19 protein-coding genes are annotated in these 16368 nt (G+C 32.7%); 2 read left to right on the top strand and 17 right to left on the bottom strand.

Going from position 1 to position 16368, the window contains the following annotated elements:
• Positions 1 to 4: 4 nt before the first annotated feature.
• Positions 5 to 1084: an alpha/beta hydrolase gene (locus Q0972_RS06755; protein WP_299364071.1), complete on the bottom strand. Its 1080-nt coding sequence runs from the start codon at positions 1082 to 1084 to the stop codon at positions 5 to 7.
• A 139-nt stretch (positions 1085 to 1223) separates the two neighbouring features.
• The gene (locus tag Q0972_RS06750) at positions 1224 to 2357 is read right to left on the bottom strand and encodes an AraC family transcriptional regulator (protein ID WP_299364070.1); all 1134 of its coding nucleotides are present in this window, start codon (positions 2355 to 2357) and stop codon (positions 1224 to 1226) included.
• Between the two features lie 545 nt (positions 2358 to 2902).
• On the opposite strand from Q0972_RS06750, the gene Q0972_RS06745 reads away from it, so the two are divergent.
• Positions 2903 to 3862, top strand: coding sequence for a GlxA family transcriptional regulator (locus tag Q0972_RS06745; RefSeq protein ID WP_367182395.1), 960 nt, complete (start codon positions 2903 to 2905; stop codon positions 3860 to 3862).
• 78 nt (positions 3863 to 3940) lie between these two features.
• On the opposite strand, the gene Q0972_RS06740 is transcribed toward Q0972_RS06745, so the two are convergent.
• Positions 3941 to 5371: an amidohydrolase family protein gene (locus Q0972_RS06740; RefSeq protein ID WP_299364069.1), complete on the bottom strand. Its 1431-nt coding sequence runs from the start codon at positions 5369 to 5371 to the stop codon at positions 3941 to 3943.
• A 262-nt stretch (positions 5372 to 5633) separates the two neighbouring features.
• Here Q0972_RS06740 and Q0972_RS06735 point away from each other — a divergent pair, with 262 nt between their 5' ends.
• Entirely contained in the window at positions 5634 to 6107 is a 474-nt protein-coding gene (locus Q0972_RS06735) for an SRPBCC domain-containing protein (RefSeq protein WP_299364066.1), read from the top strand.
• Between the two features lie 198 nt (positions 6108 to 6305).
• Here Q0972_RS06735 and Q0972_RS06730 read toward each other — a convergent pair whose 3' ends face one another.
• The 14 genes from Q0972_RS06730 to Q0972_RS06665 form a co-directional block, all read right to left on the bottom strand.
• Complete coding sequence (locus Q0972_RS06730) at positions 6306 to 6956, bottom strand: SDR family NAD(P)-dependent oxidoreductase (protein WP_299364064.1); 651 nt, start codon at positions 6954 to 6956, stop codon at positions 6306 to 6308.
• Positions 6957 to 7045: 89 nt separating this feature from the next.
• Positions 7046 to 7936 carry an AraC family transcriptional regulator gene (locus Q0972_RS06725; RefSeq protein ID WP_299364062.1) on the bottom strand — a complete coding sequence of 297 codons (891 nt, stop codon included), beginning with the start codon at positions 7934 to 7936 and terminating at the stop codon, positions 7046 to 7048.
• Between the two features lie 66 nt (positions 7937 to 8002).
• Positions 8003 to 8260, bottom strand: a complete 258-nt coding sequence (locus Q0972_RS06720; protein ID WP_299364060.1) for a hypothetical protein — start codon at positions 8258 to 8260, stop codon at positions 8003 to 8005.
• 109 nt (positions 8261 to 8369) lie between these two features.
• Positions 8370 to 9185 carry an alpha/beta hydrolase gene (locus tag Q0972_RS06715; protein WP_299364059.1) on the bottom strand — a complete coding sequence of 272 codons (816 nt, stop codon included), beginning with the start codon at positions 9183 to 9185 and terminating at the stop codon, positions 8370 to 8372.
• A gap of 59 nt (positions 9186 to 9244) precedes the next feature.
• Positions 9245 to 9685, bottom strand: a complete 441-nt coding sequence (locus Q0972_RS06710) for a hypothetical protein (RefSeq protein ID WP_299364058.1) — start codon at positions 9683 to 9685, stop codon at positions 9245 to 9247.
• A 135-nt stretch (positions 9686 to 9820) separates the two neighbouring features.
• Complete coding sequence (locus Q0972_RS06705; RefSeq protein ID WP_299364057.1) at positions 9821 to 10402, bottom strand: TetR/AcrR family transcriptional regulator; 582 nt, start codon at positions 10400 to 10402, stop codon at positions 9821 to 9823.
• A 257-nt stretch (positions 10403 to 10659) separates the two neighbouring features.
• Positions 10660 to 11310, bottom strand: a complete 651-nt coding sequence (locus Q0972_RS06700; RefSeq protein ID WP_299364056.1) for an acetolactate decarboxylase — start codon at positions 11308 to 11310, stop codon at positions 10660 to 10662.
• Positions 11311 to 11642: 332 nt separating this feature from the next.
• Positions 11643 to 12449, bottom strand: a complete 807-nt coding sequence (locus Q0972_RS06695) for an aldo/keto reductase (RefSeq protein WP_299364054.1) — start codon at positions 12447 to 12449, stop codon at positions 11643 to 11645.
• A 111-nt stretch (positions 12450 to 12560) separates the two neighbouring features.
• Entirely contained in the window at positions 12561 to 13463 is a 903-nt protein-coding gene (locus tag Q0972_RS06690; RefSeq protein ID WP_299364052.1) for a helix-turn-helix transcriptional regulator, read from the bottom strand.
• A gap of 83 nt (positions 13464 to 13546) precedes the next feature.
• On the bottom strand, positions 13547 to 13876 hold the full coding sequence (locus tag Q0972_RS06685) for a multidrug efflux SMR transporter (protein WP_299364050.1): 330 nt from the start codon (positions 13874 to 13876) through the stop codon (positions 13547 to 13549).
• Between the two features lie 5 nt (positions 13877 to 13881).
• Positions 13882 to 14346 (bottom strand): DoxX family protein, encoded by a 465-nt coding sequence (locus tag Q0972_RS06680; RefSeq protein ID WP_299364048.1) that lies wholly within the window; start codon positions 14344 to 14346, stop codon positions 13882 to 13884.
• Between the two features lie 12 nt (positions 14347 to 14358).
• Positions 14359 to 14979, bottom strand: a complete 621-nt coding sequence (locus Q0972_RS06675) for a hypothetical protein (RefSeq protein WP_299364046.1) — start codon at positions 14977 to 14979, stop codon at positions 14359 to 14361.
• An 85-nt stretch (positions 14980 to 15064) separates the two neighbouring features.
• Complete coding sequence (locus Q0972_RS06670; RefSeq protein WP_299364044.1) at positions 15065 to 15955, bottom strand: AraC family transcriptional regulator; 891 nt, start codon at positions 15953 to 15955, stop codon at positions 15065 to 15067.
• Between the two features lie 84 nt (positions 15956 to 16039).
• The gene (locus Q0972_RS06665; protein ID WP_299364042.1) at positions 16040 to 16213 is read right to left on the bottom strand and encodes a hypothetical protein; all 174 of its coding nucleotides are present in this window, start codon (positions 16211 to 16213) and stop codon (positions 16040 to 16042) included.
• Positions 16214 to 16368 lie beyond the last annotated feature (155 nt).

The following is a 16368-nucleotide window of genomic DNA, read 5'->3' as shown; positions in this document are numbered from 1 at the left end:
TAATTTATAGTTTAGAGTTATTGTTTGGATGGGTTAATAATTTTATGATAAGTTCATTAAACTTTTCTGGCTCCTCAAAAATTGGACTATGCGATGATTGCTCAAACTCATAATATCCTACCTTAGGTGCCTGAAGTATTTCTGAGTATTCCTTAACTAATTCCTTAGGAGTGTTGTAATCATATTTTCCGCTAATGAAGTAAACTGGAACCTCAACATATTGAACCTGTTTAAAGAAATCGATTTTCTTTTCATCTCTCCTAAGTCGATAAGCAAAACCTGAACTTTTCGTAAACTTAATCACATCAAAAAAGTTGTATTCATCGGAAAACCAAAGGTCAAATATAGCATCCATGACACCAGTTTTCCCGTAGCGTTCACCACCATAATGCAGTAACCATTTGCGTTGGGTCCAAATGCCATTATTTTCATATTCTCCCTTTACGGGTGGACCAACCGAATTTAGTTGATCTATTGCTTTTTGATTATTGTCTTTTTTCGCCTCTCTCATTGTATAATCAAAAGACAATTTTTCACCTCTTTCAGTATTCACTACCTGTCCAATGCCTATGTAAGTATCGACTAACTCAGGATGTTGGGCAGAAGTCAATAATCCCAAAACACTGCCCCACGAATGCCCCATTAAATGGACTTTCTCTTTGTTTAATTTCTTCTTGACATAGACAATCAGCTCGTGAGTATCCGATAAGAATTGATCAAGGTTCATTGTCTCTTGAGGTATTTTTTTATCATAAGACTTTCCTGCGCCTCGCTGATCCCAATACACCATTGTAAAATGTTTCTCTAACTCAGAATTATATTTTCTTAAAAATGCCGTTTCAGGAGAACCCGGTCCACCATGAAGAAAAACAATAACTGGGTTTTCTCTGTCCTCACCTCTAATGAGAACCCATTGCTCTATACCCCCTATGTTAACATCTCCCATCTCAACAATGCTTGCATCATTCTTAATAGCATCTGTATAGGTAAAACAGCTATTGGTAACAAGTATAAACACCATAAAGAATATCATAACAATTATCCAGGTCAGTTTTTTTCTAAGTCTTTTTTGTGCTTTTTTCATAACAATTGTTTTTGTATTTCCCACAACTATGTAATATCTATCTTATTGGATACAAAAGTCTAATCAGGTTGTTTAGATTTCCTGACAAAAGAATAGAAACAAGAATTACGAATCGACCGAGATTATGATTTAGGACGTCTTAAATAGAATTATTAGCAGGAAACTCTTTTTTGAACATTTTAGGTGTTTTTCCTGTAAATTTTTTGAACATTAGGTTGAAGGTTGATTTGGAATTAAATCCAGAATCCAAAGCCAAGCCAAGCAAGCTTAAATTATTGAATTTGGGATCCTTCATTTTGTTAATAACCTCATTTACGCGATACTCATTAATATAATCGTTGAAGTTCTTCTCGAAACTGGTATTAATGACATTAGACAAAAGGACAGGGTTCATGTCCATTAAATCTGCCAGTTCAGAGAGTTTCAATTTTGGATTCAAATAGGGTCTTTTGGTATCCATTAAATAGGATAATCTGGTGGAGTATTCATTCAAGTCCCCTACAGATAGACTCTTTTTGCCTATTGATTTTGATTTGATGCTAACATCAATATTTAAGAAAACATCTGGTCTAGTGAATCCTTCATAACCTATTAAGACAACGATTAAGGATAATAAAAACCAGAATATATATGCGATGTAAATCGAAGGTGCTCCCCATATACTAATAAAGTATCCAATATCTCCATAACCACCGAAAATCCAAATGCATATGACAACAAGAAATGCATAGCACAATCTGGAGATTGCGTTTAGATTGACACTTGATAGGTTTGAAAAATTTTCCTTGATGTATGCTCTGTGTTCGTTTAAGCGCTTAATAATTAGAAAAAAATAGAACACTACATGCAAAACAACCAATCCTTGTATAATCGATAAAAAAATTAGAGCAGTATCATTAGTAAAAGCACTCTTATACGAATTGATATTCCAAGACTCTCTAAAAACAATCAGAACAGGGATGAGAACTAGACTGGGTAAAAAATGTAAAAGATGATATGGTTTTAATATCTTAATTTTCTTGGTCAGTGTATAGACATAGAGAAACAAGGATGGACTTAATAGAAGTGTAAATATCAAGTAATTTCCAAATCCTATATTCGGTGCGTAATCGGAATGAAGAAGAAGCCTAAATGCATAAATAGCTAGAAACAACGACAAGAAGGCATTGGGCAGTGATCTATGCTTTCTAGAAATAATTAAGGATATGGATATAAAGCCTCCTAAGAAGAAAGACAGAAATAAGAATGCTCTTATAAAGCTCTCAATAGTCATTAAGCTGATCTCAATAATTGTTTATAATCGATGCAATTTAGTGATATGAATTCAAAATTCAACTTCTGTATTCGGTATATTCGTTTAGCCTTTTGGTTTAGGTAAATAGTCAGCACTTAACCATATGCTAGGTTTATCATAACTAAACTTGACCGTGCCCTAATTCATTTCAATTCACTATCTTTCGACTATAGCGTTGAACCGTCAGCTCCTATCTAATCAAAATGGATACTGAAATGAAAAAATTAACTTCTACAATTACGATTTCATTTAGATTAGATTGAAATGAACAGAACGTTTAGAATTTTAAAGAAGGGACTTCTAGAACAAACGAGTTGGCAATGAAACAAGGAACATACAGACTAGAACATGGCAACACTTTTTTTAATGTGAATGAGAAACTAAGTCGGCAGAATAACTGGTTATTTAATTGAAACATAGGCATAATAAGAATGTAGGTCCCGATTATAGGAAGATACTTAAAAATGCTATTAAGTGGATAAAAGACTAAGCCTAACACTAACAATAATCAAAAGACCAAAACTATTAAGAGTATTTTATTCATAGTACCACCAAAAGTACATCTCCTAGATATAAATGGACCTGCTCATATTTTTTATGAAGCAAGAGAATACGGTGCCGATATTGAGCTACACTTTGTATCAATTAACAATGACACAACTATTGAAAGTAGTGCCGGATTGGGATTCTCTAAACTAGTACCTTATCATGAGTTTCAATTATCAGAAAATGATCATATATTTATTTCTGGCCTAGAGTATGAGCTGCTCTCAAATCATAACTTCCTCAAGGATAACCACTCTTTTTTCAAATGGTTACACAATCAATACCATAAGAGAGTCAATATCAGTTCGGTATGTACTGGTACATTTTTATTAGCTGAATCTGGTATTCTAAAAGGTAAAGAATGTACGACCCATTGGAAATATGTTAATGAATTATCCCAAAAATATCCCGACATAAATGTAAAAAAGAACCAATTATTTACAGCTGACAACAATTTATATACAAGTGCTGGAGTATCTTCAGGGGTTGATTTGGCGCTTTACATCATAGAAAAAGAATTTGGCTCCAAGTTCGCTACAGATATAGCTAAAGAGGTTGTCATTTATTTTCGAAGAAGCGAATCTGATCCGCAATTAAGTGCTTTTCTTCAATACAGGAATCATCTGGATTACAGAATCCATGATGCACAAGATTATATAGTTAAACATTTGTCATCAACTTTTACGATTTCCGATATTGCGGAAACCGTAAACATGAGTACTCGCAACCTAACAAGACTCTTTAAAAAAACTACTGGAATTACAATTGGAGACTATTTGGAAAAACTTAAAGTAGATCGCGCAATACAGTTGTTATCAGAAAAAAATAAAGTTGAATCTGTAGCAAGACAATGTGGTTTTTATAGTGCCAACCAATTAAGAAGAATTCTCAAAAAGCATAAGGGTATTCTACCTTCGGATATTTCTTCTCTAAGGTAAATATTGTCCTGATTATACGTTTTATTGTCCTTTCATTCTTTTTCATTAAAAAGATATAAAAAATAGTGTCACTAGGTTTTATAATCTATTGTTAATGTTATAGTCTCTAACTTTTTTGAGTCTTTTTTTTCTTTCGTTTTGATCGATAATTTTCCCAGATTTTATAACATTATAGATACTACGTAAGTTTTTAATATTCTCTAAAGGATTCTTTTCTAAAATGACCAGGTCAGCATCATAGCCCTCTTTGATATATCCAGTTTTATGAGACAATTCAAAAAAGTTTGCTGCGTTCATTGTTGCAGATTGTAAAACATGAAGTGGCGTCATGTGTAATTCGTTTTGATACATCTCTAGCTCTGTAAGTAAGCTAAAACCAGGTAATATCAAAGCATTGGATCCGTCAGTTCCTGCCAAGATTGGGACATTGCTCTTCACAATTTTATCAGCAAATCTCAAAAAACTAACTTCCCAATCTTCCCAAGGAACAACTTTCTTGGCACTAACTGCCCATCCCACAGACTGATCAGATTTTTCTATAAGCCTTTGAGAGGCATACGCCCGCATAGGAAACTTGGAATCCGTAGAGTCTTGTAAAAATTCATGTGCTTTTTTCAGACTATATATTCGTAAGGTTTTAAAGACAAGCAAAGTTGGGCAATAGCCTGTTTTTAAATCCTCCATTAGAGAAACTATAGAATCCATTTTGGAGTCAGTCATATCCTTCTCTTTCAATTGAAAAATATCAACGTGCTCTATTGAGTTGATTCCCGACTTAACGGCTTCATACAAATCTACTTTTCCATCTATATGCCCACAAAGTTTGATTCCCTTTTTCTTGCACTGATCCGCTAGCTCAAAGAAAACACTATCCGAAGCAGCTGTTCGTATCTTAATAAAGTCGATATCTAGCTTTAAAATAGAATCTAAGACCCCCGATACTCTTGAAGGATCTGCTATACCTATCCTTTCTGAAGCCAGTTCTGGATCATCTAATGCAAGACGATCTAACCATTTTTTATTTTCAAATATGGGTCCAGCGTTATACAGAGAGGGCAAAAGGGAATTGGTTTTGGTAGCCGATTTTAATCGACTGATTTTTTCATAATCCCCTCCCATTTCTCTTATTGAAGTCACTCCATTTAGAGTAAAGAGACTTAACATTCTCTCTGAGTGTTCGTAATCCCTAGAAAGCTTATCTACATGTACATGCATATCCCACAATCCGGGAATGACGTATCTACCACTAAGGTTATATTGATTATTCTTTGCAAAGGATTTCTTTAAGTCTATAGCACTTCCTATATGCTTTATAGTCCCTTTGTCTATAACAATGGCATCACTTTTGGAAATAGTTCCATCCTTCACATTGACTATATTGGCATTATACAATATATAAGCACTGTTTGTTGATTCGTTTTTGTTTAAGGTAGAGCAGGAATTTGTTATAACTAGAATAAATATTGCGACCGCATAGGCAATATATCCTTTCAATGAATACTTTTTCATTTTAAAAATAAAATTAGTTTGTCAACAAGTTACATTTAGTGAGAAGTGGTAAATGTTAATAGACATTATATATTTTAAAAGTACATATCGGAAACAGAAGTTCTTTCCAATCTTATAAAATTGAACTCAATTCGCATCCGCTGACAGTTTTTTCACCACCAAAAGCATCTTGTTCTCTAAATATAATCGCTAAAAAAATGAGAGCTTTTAATCAGTTTGTACTATTATTTATAATTTTATACAAAACAATGAAGCTAGTAGGATGAGTGAATTAGATCAAAAAGATGAAATAATTGTGACGAGTGTAATTCTAAATTGTTCTAAAGAAAAGGCATTTAATTATTTTGAGAAAAATGACCAACTGTCTAATTGGCTTACCAATGAAGCTGAAGTAGAAATGAAAATTGGAGGTAAGTACGAATTATTTTGGACACCAGATGATCCTGACCTTACAAACAATAGCACATATGGCTGTAAAGTATTGGCTGTCGATAAACCAAATTTCTTTAATATTGAATGGAAAGGAAACGCAGAACAGAAAAGGTTTATGAACAGCATAAGACCATTAACGAATGTGACTGTTATATTTACAACAATTAATTTAAATATAACAAAAGTAACATTAATACATACTGGCTGGAGAAAAGGCGATGATTGGGAATCTGCAAGAGCGTATTTTAGCCATGCTTGGTCCGGAGCCTTAAGAAAACTTGAAACGTTAGTTAACGGAAAGTAATAAATTCTGATTGGGATATTTCATATTATGATTAAACTGTGATTCAACCTAACTAATTCATTTTGTGAAACAATACAATGATGTATAATAAGTTAAATACTTTTTATGTAGCTCCTTGCAGAGCGTAAAGAAAAATACCTAGTTTTTTTGAGCAACTAGAAGAATTTGATGGTATTATAATTTAAATCCTATAGTTCCCTAAATCAGGCTTAATAATTCTTCTTTTACATCTTTGCATAATCTAACACTATTATGTGTACAATTTGCTTTTCTTATTGGATCGAAGCTCTTTACTTTTATGTTATTTGGCTCTAATTCCTTACTTAAAATAGATGTTAGCATATCTAGTGCAGACTTAGCAGTAGAATATGCTGTCATTCTATAGTCCCTGTAACAAAAGTCTTTATCACTCATTTTATCCATGCTTCCTAATGCACTTGTTATATTTACAATACTAGCTTTTTTACTTTTGTTTAGTAAGGGAAATAATGTTTTAATAATATTGATAACAGAAAAAAGGTTCTGATCGTAAAGGTGCTTAAATTCAGTGATATCAATATCTGTAATTTTTTGACCAAAACCGTTTGCTACTTCAGCATTATTAATCAATAAATCTAGTTTTCCATATTCCGATTTTAAATATGAATACAATTGAGAAATCTCAGATAAATTGGTCAAATCAATATTTAAGAGTTTAATGTCCTCTGATTCGATTTCATTTAATCTGTCATAGGATTCACCTTTTGCTACTATTATGACATTGAAGTTTTTATCTTTTAAAATTTTAGCGAATTTTAAAGATAAGTTATTACCTGCTTCAGTGATGAGTGCTACATTATCTGTTTTCATAATCCACAACTTTTAATTACAATACAAAGTTCGGATTACTATGATCAATAAAATAACCAGATTCTTATAGAAAATGGCAAAAAACTAATCTATAACGACTGACGAAATTTATTAGGTGTAGTTCCACTGTACTTTTTAAAAAAACGTGTGAAGTGTGTAGGCTCTTGAAAATTGAGCTGATATGCAATTTCTGCTATATCCAATGAGGTAAATGATAGCATGGTTTTACTCTCTAGGAATAAACGCTGCTGAATAACGTCCTTTGCCGTTTTTCCTGTAACTTCCTTGATGACAGTGGTAAGATAATTAGGCGTAACATTCAATTGAGAAGCATAATCACTTACATTTTTAGAGTCTATGTATAACTTATCAACGAGCTGTTGAAACTGTTGGGATAAGGCCTGTTTACGTGAAAGATGACTCTCTTTGGTCTTAAAGCGCTCATAAACCGATTTACAATTATACAATAATGATACTAGCATACCCTCTAACATTTTTTCCTGATAAGGATGTGGGTTTTGAAACACGGAGAGCATACGGTTCATATCAATTTCTAACGAGTTTTGCTCCTCTGGTGTCATCAAAAACACACTATTCTCTGTAATTTTTAAAAAGGGAAATGTTTCGGTTAAGTTAGGTATAGATTGAGAAACAAACTCTTTTCTGAATTGAATATGAATTCCTTTGGTTTCTGGGTCACGAACCCAAGAAAAAACTTGGCCCGGTACTACAAACCACAGTGGAAATTGCTCTAGGTCGACTTCATTTGTATTTAAATTGATTTTTGCACCAGCAGATTCACTCAAAATTCCTATTTGATAATACCCTTGACGGTATGGTGGCATGCATCGCCTAGCAGACGGCTCAAGTGATTCCATCGTAAAAATATCAAACCCAGGAATATGACTACGGTGCTCAAAACCCGTGGCTTCATGGATATCGTTACTAGTCTCAAATACAGGAATCTCTTTTTTTGCCATAGCTTAAAGTTACATAAAATTATAAGAAACTGACCAAAATCTAAAGCGTCTTATGAGGTACGTTTGTTAATAAACCAATACTAACTTATACGCTATCAATAGTATTAAAGTAGATACTGCCATGTAACCGCTAAGCATTAGCGAAGCCTCAACCAGCTCATTTTTTAATAGTTTTTTGTACCAAGTTTTTATACTACCAAAAAATAGTTTCTTTTGATTTAATACATCATCTAATGCTCTTTGAGTCTCTTTTAAAAAGACCATTTCCCGTATAAAGATGTATAATAGTGAAGGTTTGTTTAGTTGGTTGCATTCATTTTTCATGATTTCTATGGTTTTAAATTCACTACAAAGCTACCGCCATAAGAAGCCAAAGTGTTAACCAAAACAATTTAAAAAATGACCAAAATTTAAAGCATTATAATATCTTGGATTACTCATTAAAAAATTCCAAAACCAAGTCTATAACGAATTGTGTTCTTAATATCCTAAAATGACCTGTACCACCTATCTCTTTAAATTCAGATTGGGACCAATAATCACTAACATTTCGTGAGCGATTTATAGGTATCACCTTATCATCTTTATCATGAATTATTAATGCTCGTTTTACATAAATCGATTTTACAAAATCACTCACGTTTAAATCTAACACGGTTTTACCAGTTTCAAGTTCAAGTCTATTCACTAGACGTTTTTTTACACTATTATTAACGCCTACTATATGGCAAACATCATCAATACGCTCAACGAATTTATCTGGCGTTGTTAATAACACATACTTGTCAATTATGATTTCTGGATTTTGATGTAAGGCATAAGTTGTTGCAACGCCACCAAATGAATGGCTTACTAAGTTCTTAACTTTAAACTTTTTAATGAGTAATCCAACGAGTTCGGTAAACTCAAACAAACTGGTTTTTCCTTTACTACTAAATCCATGAGACGGACCGTCAAATGCATAAACGGTGTAGCTTTTTTTTAGCAAAGCTTCAATAATATCTGAAAAATTTCCTGCTTGGCCTTCCCAGCCATGAATAAGCAACACTGATTTAGTGCCACCCATCCAAGTGTATAGCTGAATGTTAAAACCCTTAAATTTAATACTTGCTCTATCTGCTTTATTAAGGGTGGCTAATTCATTTTCTCGTAATTTACGAACTTGAGGGTTAGTCAGTTGATTGTATGCAAAAGAAGCAACCCGATTAGGAAAAAGCACAGATGCTATTTTAACTAATGGCTTTTTCATATTTGGATAAATTGACCTAAGTAGTAATATGTGAGATTATTATATCAGTCTTTTTAGACCTATAAGTCGTCTTTCAAAATTTTGTCTACAAAGGCTCTTATATTATTGAGCTTGGTATTACTTTGACAATCATTATTAACAATTACCGTTTTTTTTGATTTCCCAAAATAATATAGTGTTGCGTTTGTCTTATTTACCTTTTTTTCTATACAGGTATAAGTGGATTTAAGTACAAGCGGTTTTGCTCTTGCAATGAGCTTCTCCAATGTTTTTAACTCAGATTCTGAGAGCATTAAAGACTTAGAATTGGTTTCAGTGCCATTTTTAAGTTTTTGAAGACTATAAGAACCGTCTGTAAAAAATAAGACGTTAACGGATTCTTCACTCGATACGATCTTAGCCGACATGAGTATTTTAGTGTCCTTATCAAAATTAGTTTGTGGTGAAAAACTTGACAAAACAAATAGGACTGAAAGAAAGAAAATTGGGTAGGATTTCATTTTAGATTGTGTTTAATTTAAGTATTGAATAATGGTTAGAGATTTGTCTATATCAATTCGTTTTTTTAGAATCGATTTATAAATGACCATCTACTAACATGGTTAAATATACTTAAAAAAATCTAAAATGAATAATTATTCATTATTGATTATTCTAATGGCATCCCAACACATTGAATAGCATAGGAGCTTAACTTCTTCGTTTGTATCTAGCACATCCTTAGTTGCCTGAACTACCAAGTGTTTCATAAAGCCAAGGATTAAAGAAATGATGATATGATTATCTATTGGTTTAACTATTCCCTTTTTCTTTGCTTCTTCCAATGTTTTTTGCAAATATGATATGCTGTCCTCTTCCAATATCTTATTTTCTGGAGATATCATAGGTGATAGCTCAAACTGTTCTATAAAAATAGACTTATTGTTATTTGCAACATGATATTCAAATGCAACTTCCCACAGTCTAAAAAGTTGAACTTGAATAGGAAGATGCTCAATTCTTCCAATTACAGAAAATATACCTTCGGATTTTAGATTTGCATAAACTGCGTTTAAGAGGTCCTGTTTATTTTTATAATAAAGATATATAGTCCCAGCCGCTATGTCTGCCTCTTTTGCTATCAAGGACATTTTCAACCCTGCAATTCCAACTTTTGCAGTTAGACTAACCGTAGCATCAAAAATGGCAAATAATTTATTTTCATCCTTTGTTCTCATTATTATAAATGAATTTAAATTCAATTTAATACTTTAAAGTCCATTATACTAAATTGTTTTGAGGTTTTACTCTTTATTAAAATATATTTACATGAAACTACCAATATAGTTGGGAAAAACAAGAAACACTAGCTAATTGTAGTTAAAAGTATTTTACAAATTGGTGATTGATAAAGAAACTTATAGCCACCTATTATTCATAACCGCGATAGATTAGAAAAATATCTATATTTAAACTAAACACCCTTGAATTCATTTTACTTTTTAGGCAAATATAGTTTCATTTTTCCAATTTCCAGTCCATCCAAATGTCCCATTTTTTGTTTGTCTTGAGTCATTAAATGGATATGCATATTGCTATCGTGATGTGTAAAAACACCATGGTGCGCTCTTGAGTAAAAACCTATCATTTCTACAATTTCATCTTCGAGAGAATAATTTACTTGCCCTTGATGTGCTTCTTTTGGTGAGCTAACTTTTGTGTTATCTGGTAGATTTTGAATATGAATTTCTGCCGATTTAACTCTTCCTTTTAATTTAAATATTAGCGGTTCATTTATGTCTTTAAACAAATCATTTAGTGCCTTTTCCAATGATAACATATCAATAACACTTTTGGGTAGTTTTTGTTCTCTCCAACTCGTAACATGCCCATAAACAAAAAATGGTGCTTGGGCTTCGGGTAATACATCAACCTTCATTTCATTTGGACTAACCACTTTTGACACGTAAGTTAGTCCATCATTAACTAATATCTCTCCTTTAAGAAAAGCTAAAGGTCCGATACCATATAATCCTTTCCTAGGAACAATAGTATCTAATTTTACCTTTCCTTCTAGCTCGCCCTTCCACATAACATTTTTCATGGCACTCACTGTAACGACAGAATTGCTAATACCTTCTTCCATTTTAGTCCTATTAGACTCTCGACATGAATTCAAAAGCATAAGCGCTACTAAAAAACAAAACTTCTTATAGAAAGTATACTTCATTTCAGTATAAAATAGATTTTTACAAAGTTATGGTATATAAGCTTGTTAAAGGTCTTTTATTTTGAGGAAAACTTTAGTCCAAAAAGGAATCAATACATACACCATTAAAGGCACTAAAACTAGGGTCAAAATTAAAGTTCTTATTGTGATCGGAAGTTCATTCAAACTATCACCAAACAAAAAAAGTATTCCCGTAATTGCAGGATAAATAGCTATCCAAACAATGAAAGATGTTTTTAGCTTTTTCATCAGATTTTAGTTGTTAGATTGTACGACGCTAGATTTTCCAAAAGATGATTTTCAGAAGATGTTCCTGGAATGGAAATGACATTGGGAGCATATTGCAATAACCAAGAAAGAGATAATTGGTTTGCTGAGATATCTTTTTGTTTTGCTTTCGCAAAAGCAATATCATCCCAAGTATTTTTTGCTACTGGCGTATGTGCAACAAAAGCAATATTTTCTGCTTTAGTTTTATTGACTACATTTTCGTATCGTCTGTCTTTAAAGCTAAAAGCATTTTGCACCGCATCAATTTTGGCTACAGATTGCGCTCGCTCAAGAAGTTCTAGTGTTACGTTAGAGATACCTATGTGCTTTATTTTGCCTTCTTTTTGAAATTGAGCCAATGCACCAACCGATTCCTCAATGGGAATGTTTGGATCTACCCGATGTAAAAAATACATATCAATAGTTTCCCTTTGCAATCGTCTCAAACTCCCCTCGATAGCAGTGCGCAAATAATATGGATGACCATTAGCCATAACAGCACCAGGTCTATATTTTATGGCCCCGCCTTTTGTAGCTAGCATTACTTTATCACCAAAAGGGCTAATGGCTTCTTGCACCAATAATTCTGATGTGTATGGCCCATAGGAATCTGCTGTATCAATAAAGTTAACCCCATTTTCTATGGCAGTACGAATGACTTTAATTGCATTTGCTTTATTCAAAGAATCGCCCCAAATACCAGCACCAGTAGTAGCTCTCATGGTGCCGAAACCAATTCTATTAATTTCAAAATTTCCGAGTTTAAATGTTTTATTCGTTTTCATGATATACTATGTTTTTAATTACAGTACAAATGTCTGACGAATTACATGCGTTTTTATGGTGAAGAATTAAGAACTACTGGTGAAAACTCCAGTTTTTATGAAAATAAGATGTTATTTACGGTATTCTGAAGGTAAAATACCTGTTTTTAATTTAAAAAACTTGGTGAAGTTTGAGGCGTCTTGAAATAATAAAAAATAGGCGATTTCATTAATAGCCATATCTGTATTGGCCAATAGGGAACGTGCTTCAAGAACAATTCTATCCGAAAAGATTTCCTTTGGTGTCTTGCCAGTAATTTTTTTAAGGACTTCACCCAAATAAGTAGCATTGACATTAATCCTTTCTGCAATTTCAGAAATGGTAAGCTGCCGCTCAACTTGCCTTTGTGTTATAAAATACAAATGCTCTTCAATAATCTGTTCAAATTGTTTTACAATACGATGTTGTTTGGATTCTTTTTGGTTTTTGTAAAGCTGATTATAATGCTCTACACTTTGAAACATAATAAGCTCTAAAAGTGCTTTTGCTTTATTTAAGCGGTCTTCGCTTTTGGAATAGCTAATGGCATATAAATGTTTAAACATCAAATGTGTTTCTGAGAGGACATCACTCTTCATTGGAACAACTACTTTTGAACTTATTTTAAAACCTTCAAATTGCGTAACAAGTGCTTTTAATGTTGGATGGTCTTCAAAAAAACTGTCCATAAAAACAATGACGTAGCCTTCCCAATCCGATAGCCTGTTGTAGTATCGTAAATGCTGTGGTGCTTGGAAATAAAGACTACCACTGGTGATGCTATATTCTGAAAGTCCAATCTTATACTTGGCTTCACCTTTAGTCAAAAGAATTATAGAGTAGGTATTACTTCTAAAAATACTGGTTTCCTTAACCCAGGTTGTTGGTGTGTCCGAAAACTTATGAATATGAAAGTTCGCGCTCAGAGGCTCAACTGTTTTTAAACCTTGAAGTAACGCCTGAATATTTTTATAATATGAGGTGCTATGTTTCACTTATGTAAGATAATGATATTCCAACATTTTGTATAATTGATGATAAGACACTATACTAATTGTAAAGTACTTAAAACAAAATTCTATTGGTTAAGAGTTTTTGAAAACGCATTGATTATAATAACACCTAATGTTATAAGAGCAATACCAAAAATCGAATAAATGTCTAATTTTTGACCATATCTATAATAGGCTATTGTAGTTATCAAAATTATTCCGAAACCTGCCCAAACCGCATATGCTACGCCTACTGATATTTCTCTAAGTACCAAGGAAAGGAAATAGAAAGCAAAACAATAACCAATCACAGTAATTATTGAGGGTAAAAGTTTAGAAAAGCCATTACTCTCTTTAAGTGCAGATGTGGCAATTACTTCACTTATAATTGCTACTACAAGATAAATCCACTTCATAACACTTAATTTTTTGCTTTTATACGTCTATTCTCATTTCTGGTCTCAATTAAACGGTCTATAGAGAATTTGCCACTACCTAAAACCACCAAAGCAGAGCTTATAGCTAGGACTAACAAATGGTATTCATAACCTTCTTGACCTGGTTCTAGTTGTCCGTTCCAGTTCATGCTAAAACCAATGGCATAGTGAACCGTAACAATCATTCCTGTAAAAAGTCCGAAAAAGGCAATGGCGTTTAGCCTTGTAGCAAATCCTAAAATAAGCATTAAGGCACTTGCAGTTTCAATAAATACAGTGACATATGCGACAATACTAGGTAGCTCCATATAATCAACTATAAACTGCTCAAATGGCTCAAAACCAGAACCAAGTTTGGTTACACCATGAACTAAAATTACTATCCCTAATGGAATCCGTAATACTGGAGAAGCTAGGTTGTTATCTGTTTTAAAAAATAGATTTTTCATTATGATTTGTTTTTAATTTAATTCTAATCGTAAAAAGAGTCCAGGTTCAGCATCAAAGTCCCAATCTTTCCCTGTTTGTGTTGTGTTTAATGCAAAACCCGCTTGAAGCCATTTAAAATCTAATCCAACTCTAAGACGCTGTAGGCTAAAGTCGTTTCCACTTTCATCGAAGTTCATCGCATTTTGGAACTGTGCGAATAGTTTTAGTTTTTCAGTGAGCTTTGGTCTATATTGTAATAATGTGTACCATTCAAATAAAGGATTGCTTCGCAGCTCACCCGTAATATTTGTAGTAATAAAAAATATTGGCGTATAGTAAGCGTACTGTATACCTGCTAAACCCGAAACTCTATCACTTAAAAATCGTGCTCCGGCAACGGGTCCAAAGCCTTTTGAAATTTCATAACCTACAATGGTGTAATTCATAAAAAAAGTTTCCTCTATCCCATAGTTATGTATGGCTTCATTGAGACTAAATACATTAAACTTGGGATTTGCTTCTATAACTTTATACCACCAAGCTTCAACAATAAAATTATCTTCACTACTAAAGGTTTCTATTGAAGTTTGCCCATAGCTGATTTGGAAAGAGACGGAAAGAATGCAACTTAAAAAGATAGATTTATACGTCATGAAAATATAGACTTATAGTTCACTACAAATCTACCTTCAATCAAAACTATTTTATTTATAAATAATTAGGATAAACATATAAATTTCAAGGTAATTTACGATATGCGCTTGGTGTTAACCCTGTATTTTTTTTAAAGTATTTATTGAAGTTAGAAGCTTCATTAAAGCCCAATTCGTCTGCTATTACTGCTATTGGCTTATTATTCTGGGAGAGTAAAGTTTTTGCTTTTAACACCAAATATTCTTGTACAATTGAAATAGGTGTTTTACTTGTTACCCGTTTTACTACTTCAGTGAGATATGATGTACTTATATGTAGTTGAGATGCATAATACGGCATCTTGTTTTTATAACTAGACTGCTCCTTCAATAAGTTTTCAAAAAGAAAAGTAATCTCCTCAGCCCTATTGGCAAATGCTCTTTTTGTTGTGGATTCTTCAAAAAAGGTTCTTATTTTTTCCAACAAAATAGTTAAATAGGATGCTATAATACGCTCATAACCCTTCTGTTCATCATCCCTATATTCTTTATACAATTGCTGCATTAAGCTTACAATTATGCCTTGCTGAGTTTCGTTTAAGAATAAATTTGGCGAAGTATGAAGGTTAAGATATGAATAGTGATTGTAGAGGGTAATTTTATTAACTGTACTTCCAAAAAGTTGAGGATTAAACAAAATCATATAACCTAGCGAATCGCTTTTAAATTTATTAACCCTCCAAGATGATATTTGATAGGGTGAGGTAAATGATAGCGAAGCATCCATAGGCTTAAATACAGAAGTGCCTATTTTTATATCTACATCATGGCCTATTCCAAAAGTTAATTCAAAAAAATTGTGCCTGTATGGTCCAAACGACATAGATTGTTCACCAAAATAGTCTTCAATCTTGAAAATAAATATATCGGGATGCAATAATGGCGTATCAATATTCCAGTCACTCAACAAGTCTTGTATTTGCGTGTAGAATTTCAATTCACCTTAGACATAAAACTGTGTTATTTATCTTTTCTAAAATAAATATAATAAATACTGCGGAATGTAATTCTTGTAAAGACTCTAGTCCAAAACGGAATCAATATATATCATTAATGGTACTAAAACGACAGTTATAATAAAGGTACGCAACAGAATTGGTTTGTGTGTTAAATAGTTTCCAAACACCAATAATACAGCTGCAATTGCAGGATAGATAGCTATCCAAGCAATAAATGTTGATTTTAGCTTTTTCATTTTATGATGTGTGTAAACTTAACTATAAAGGTTTAATGATGGCTCTGTTCTGTTTTTTGTTTCTGAAAATTTCATAACCTATAATTAATAAACACTACAAATGTACCTGTGCTATAAGCAACAGGCTAAACCATAAACAAATAAGAGATGACCAA

It is taken from the genome of Winogradskyella sp., from assembly GCF_028282165.1.
Taxonomy (GTDB): domain Bacteria; phylum Bacteroidota; class Bacteroidia; order Flavobacteriales; family Flavobacteriaceae; genus Winogradskyella.
The sequence above is the reverse complement of the archived record's forward strand: the minus strand, read 5'-3'. Positions and strand labels throughout refer to the sequence as shown.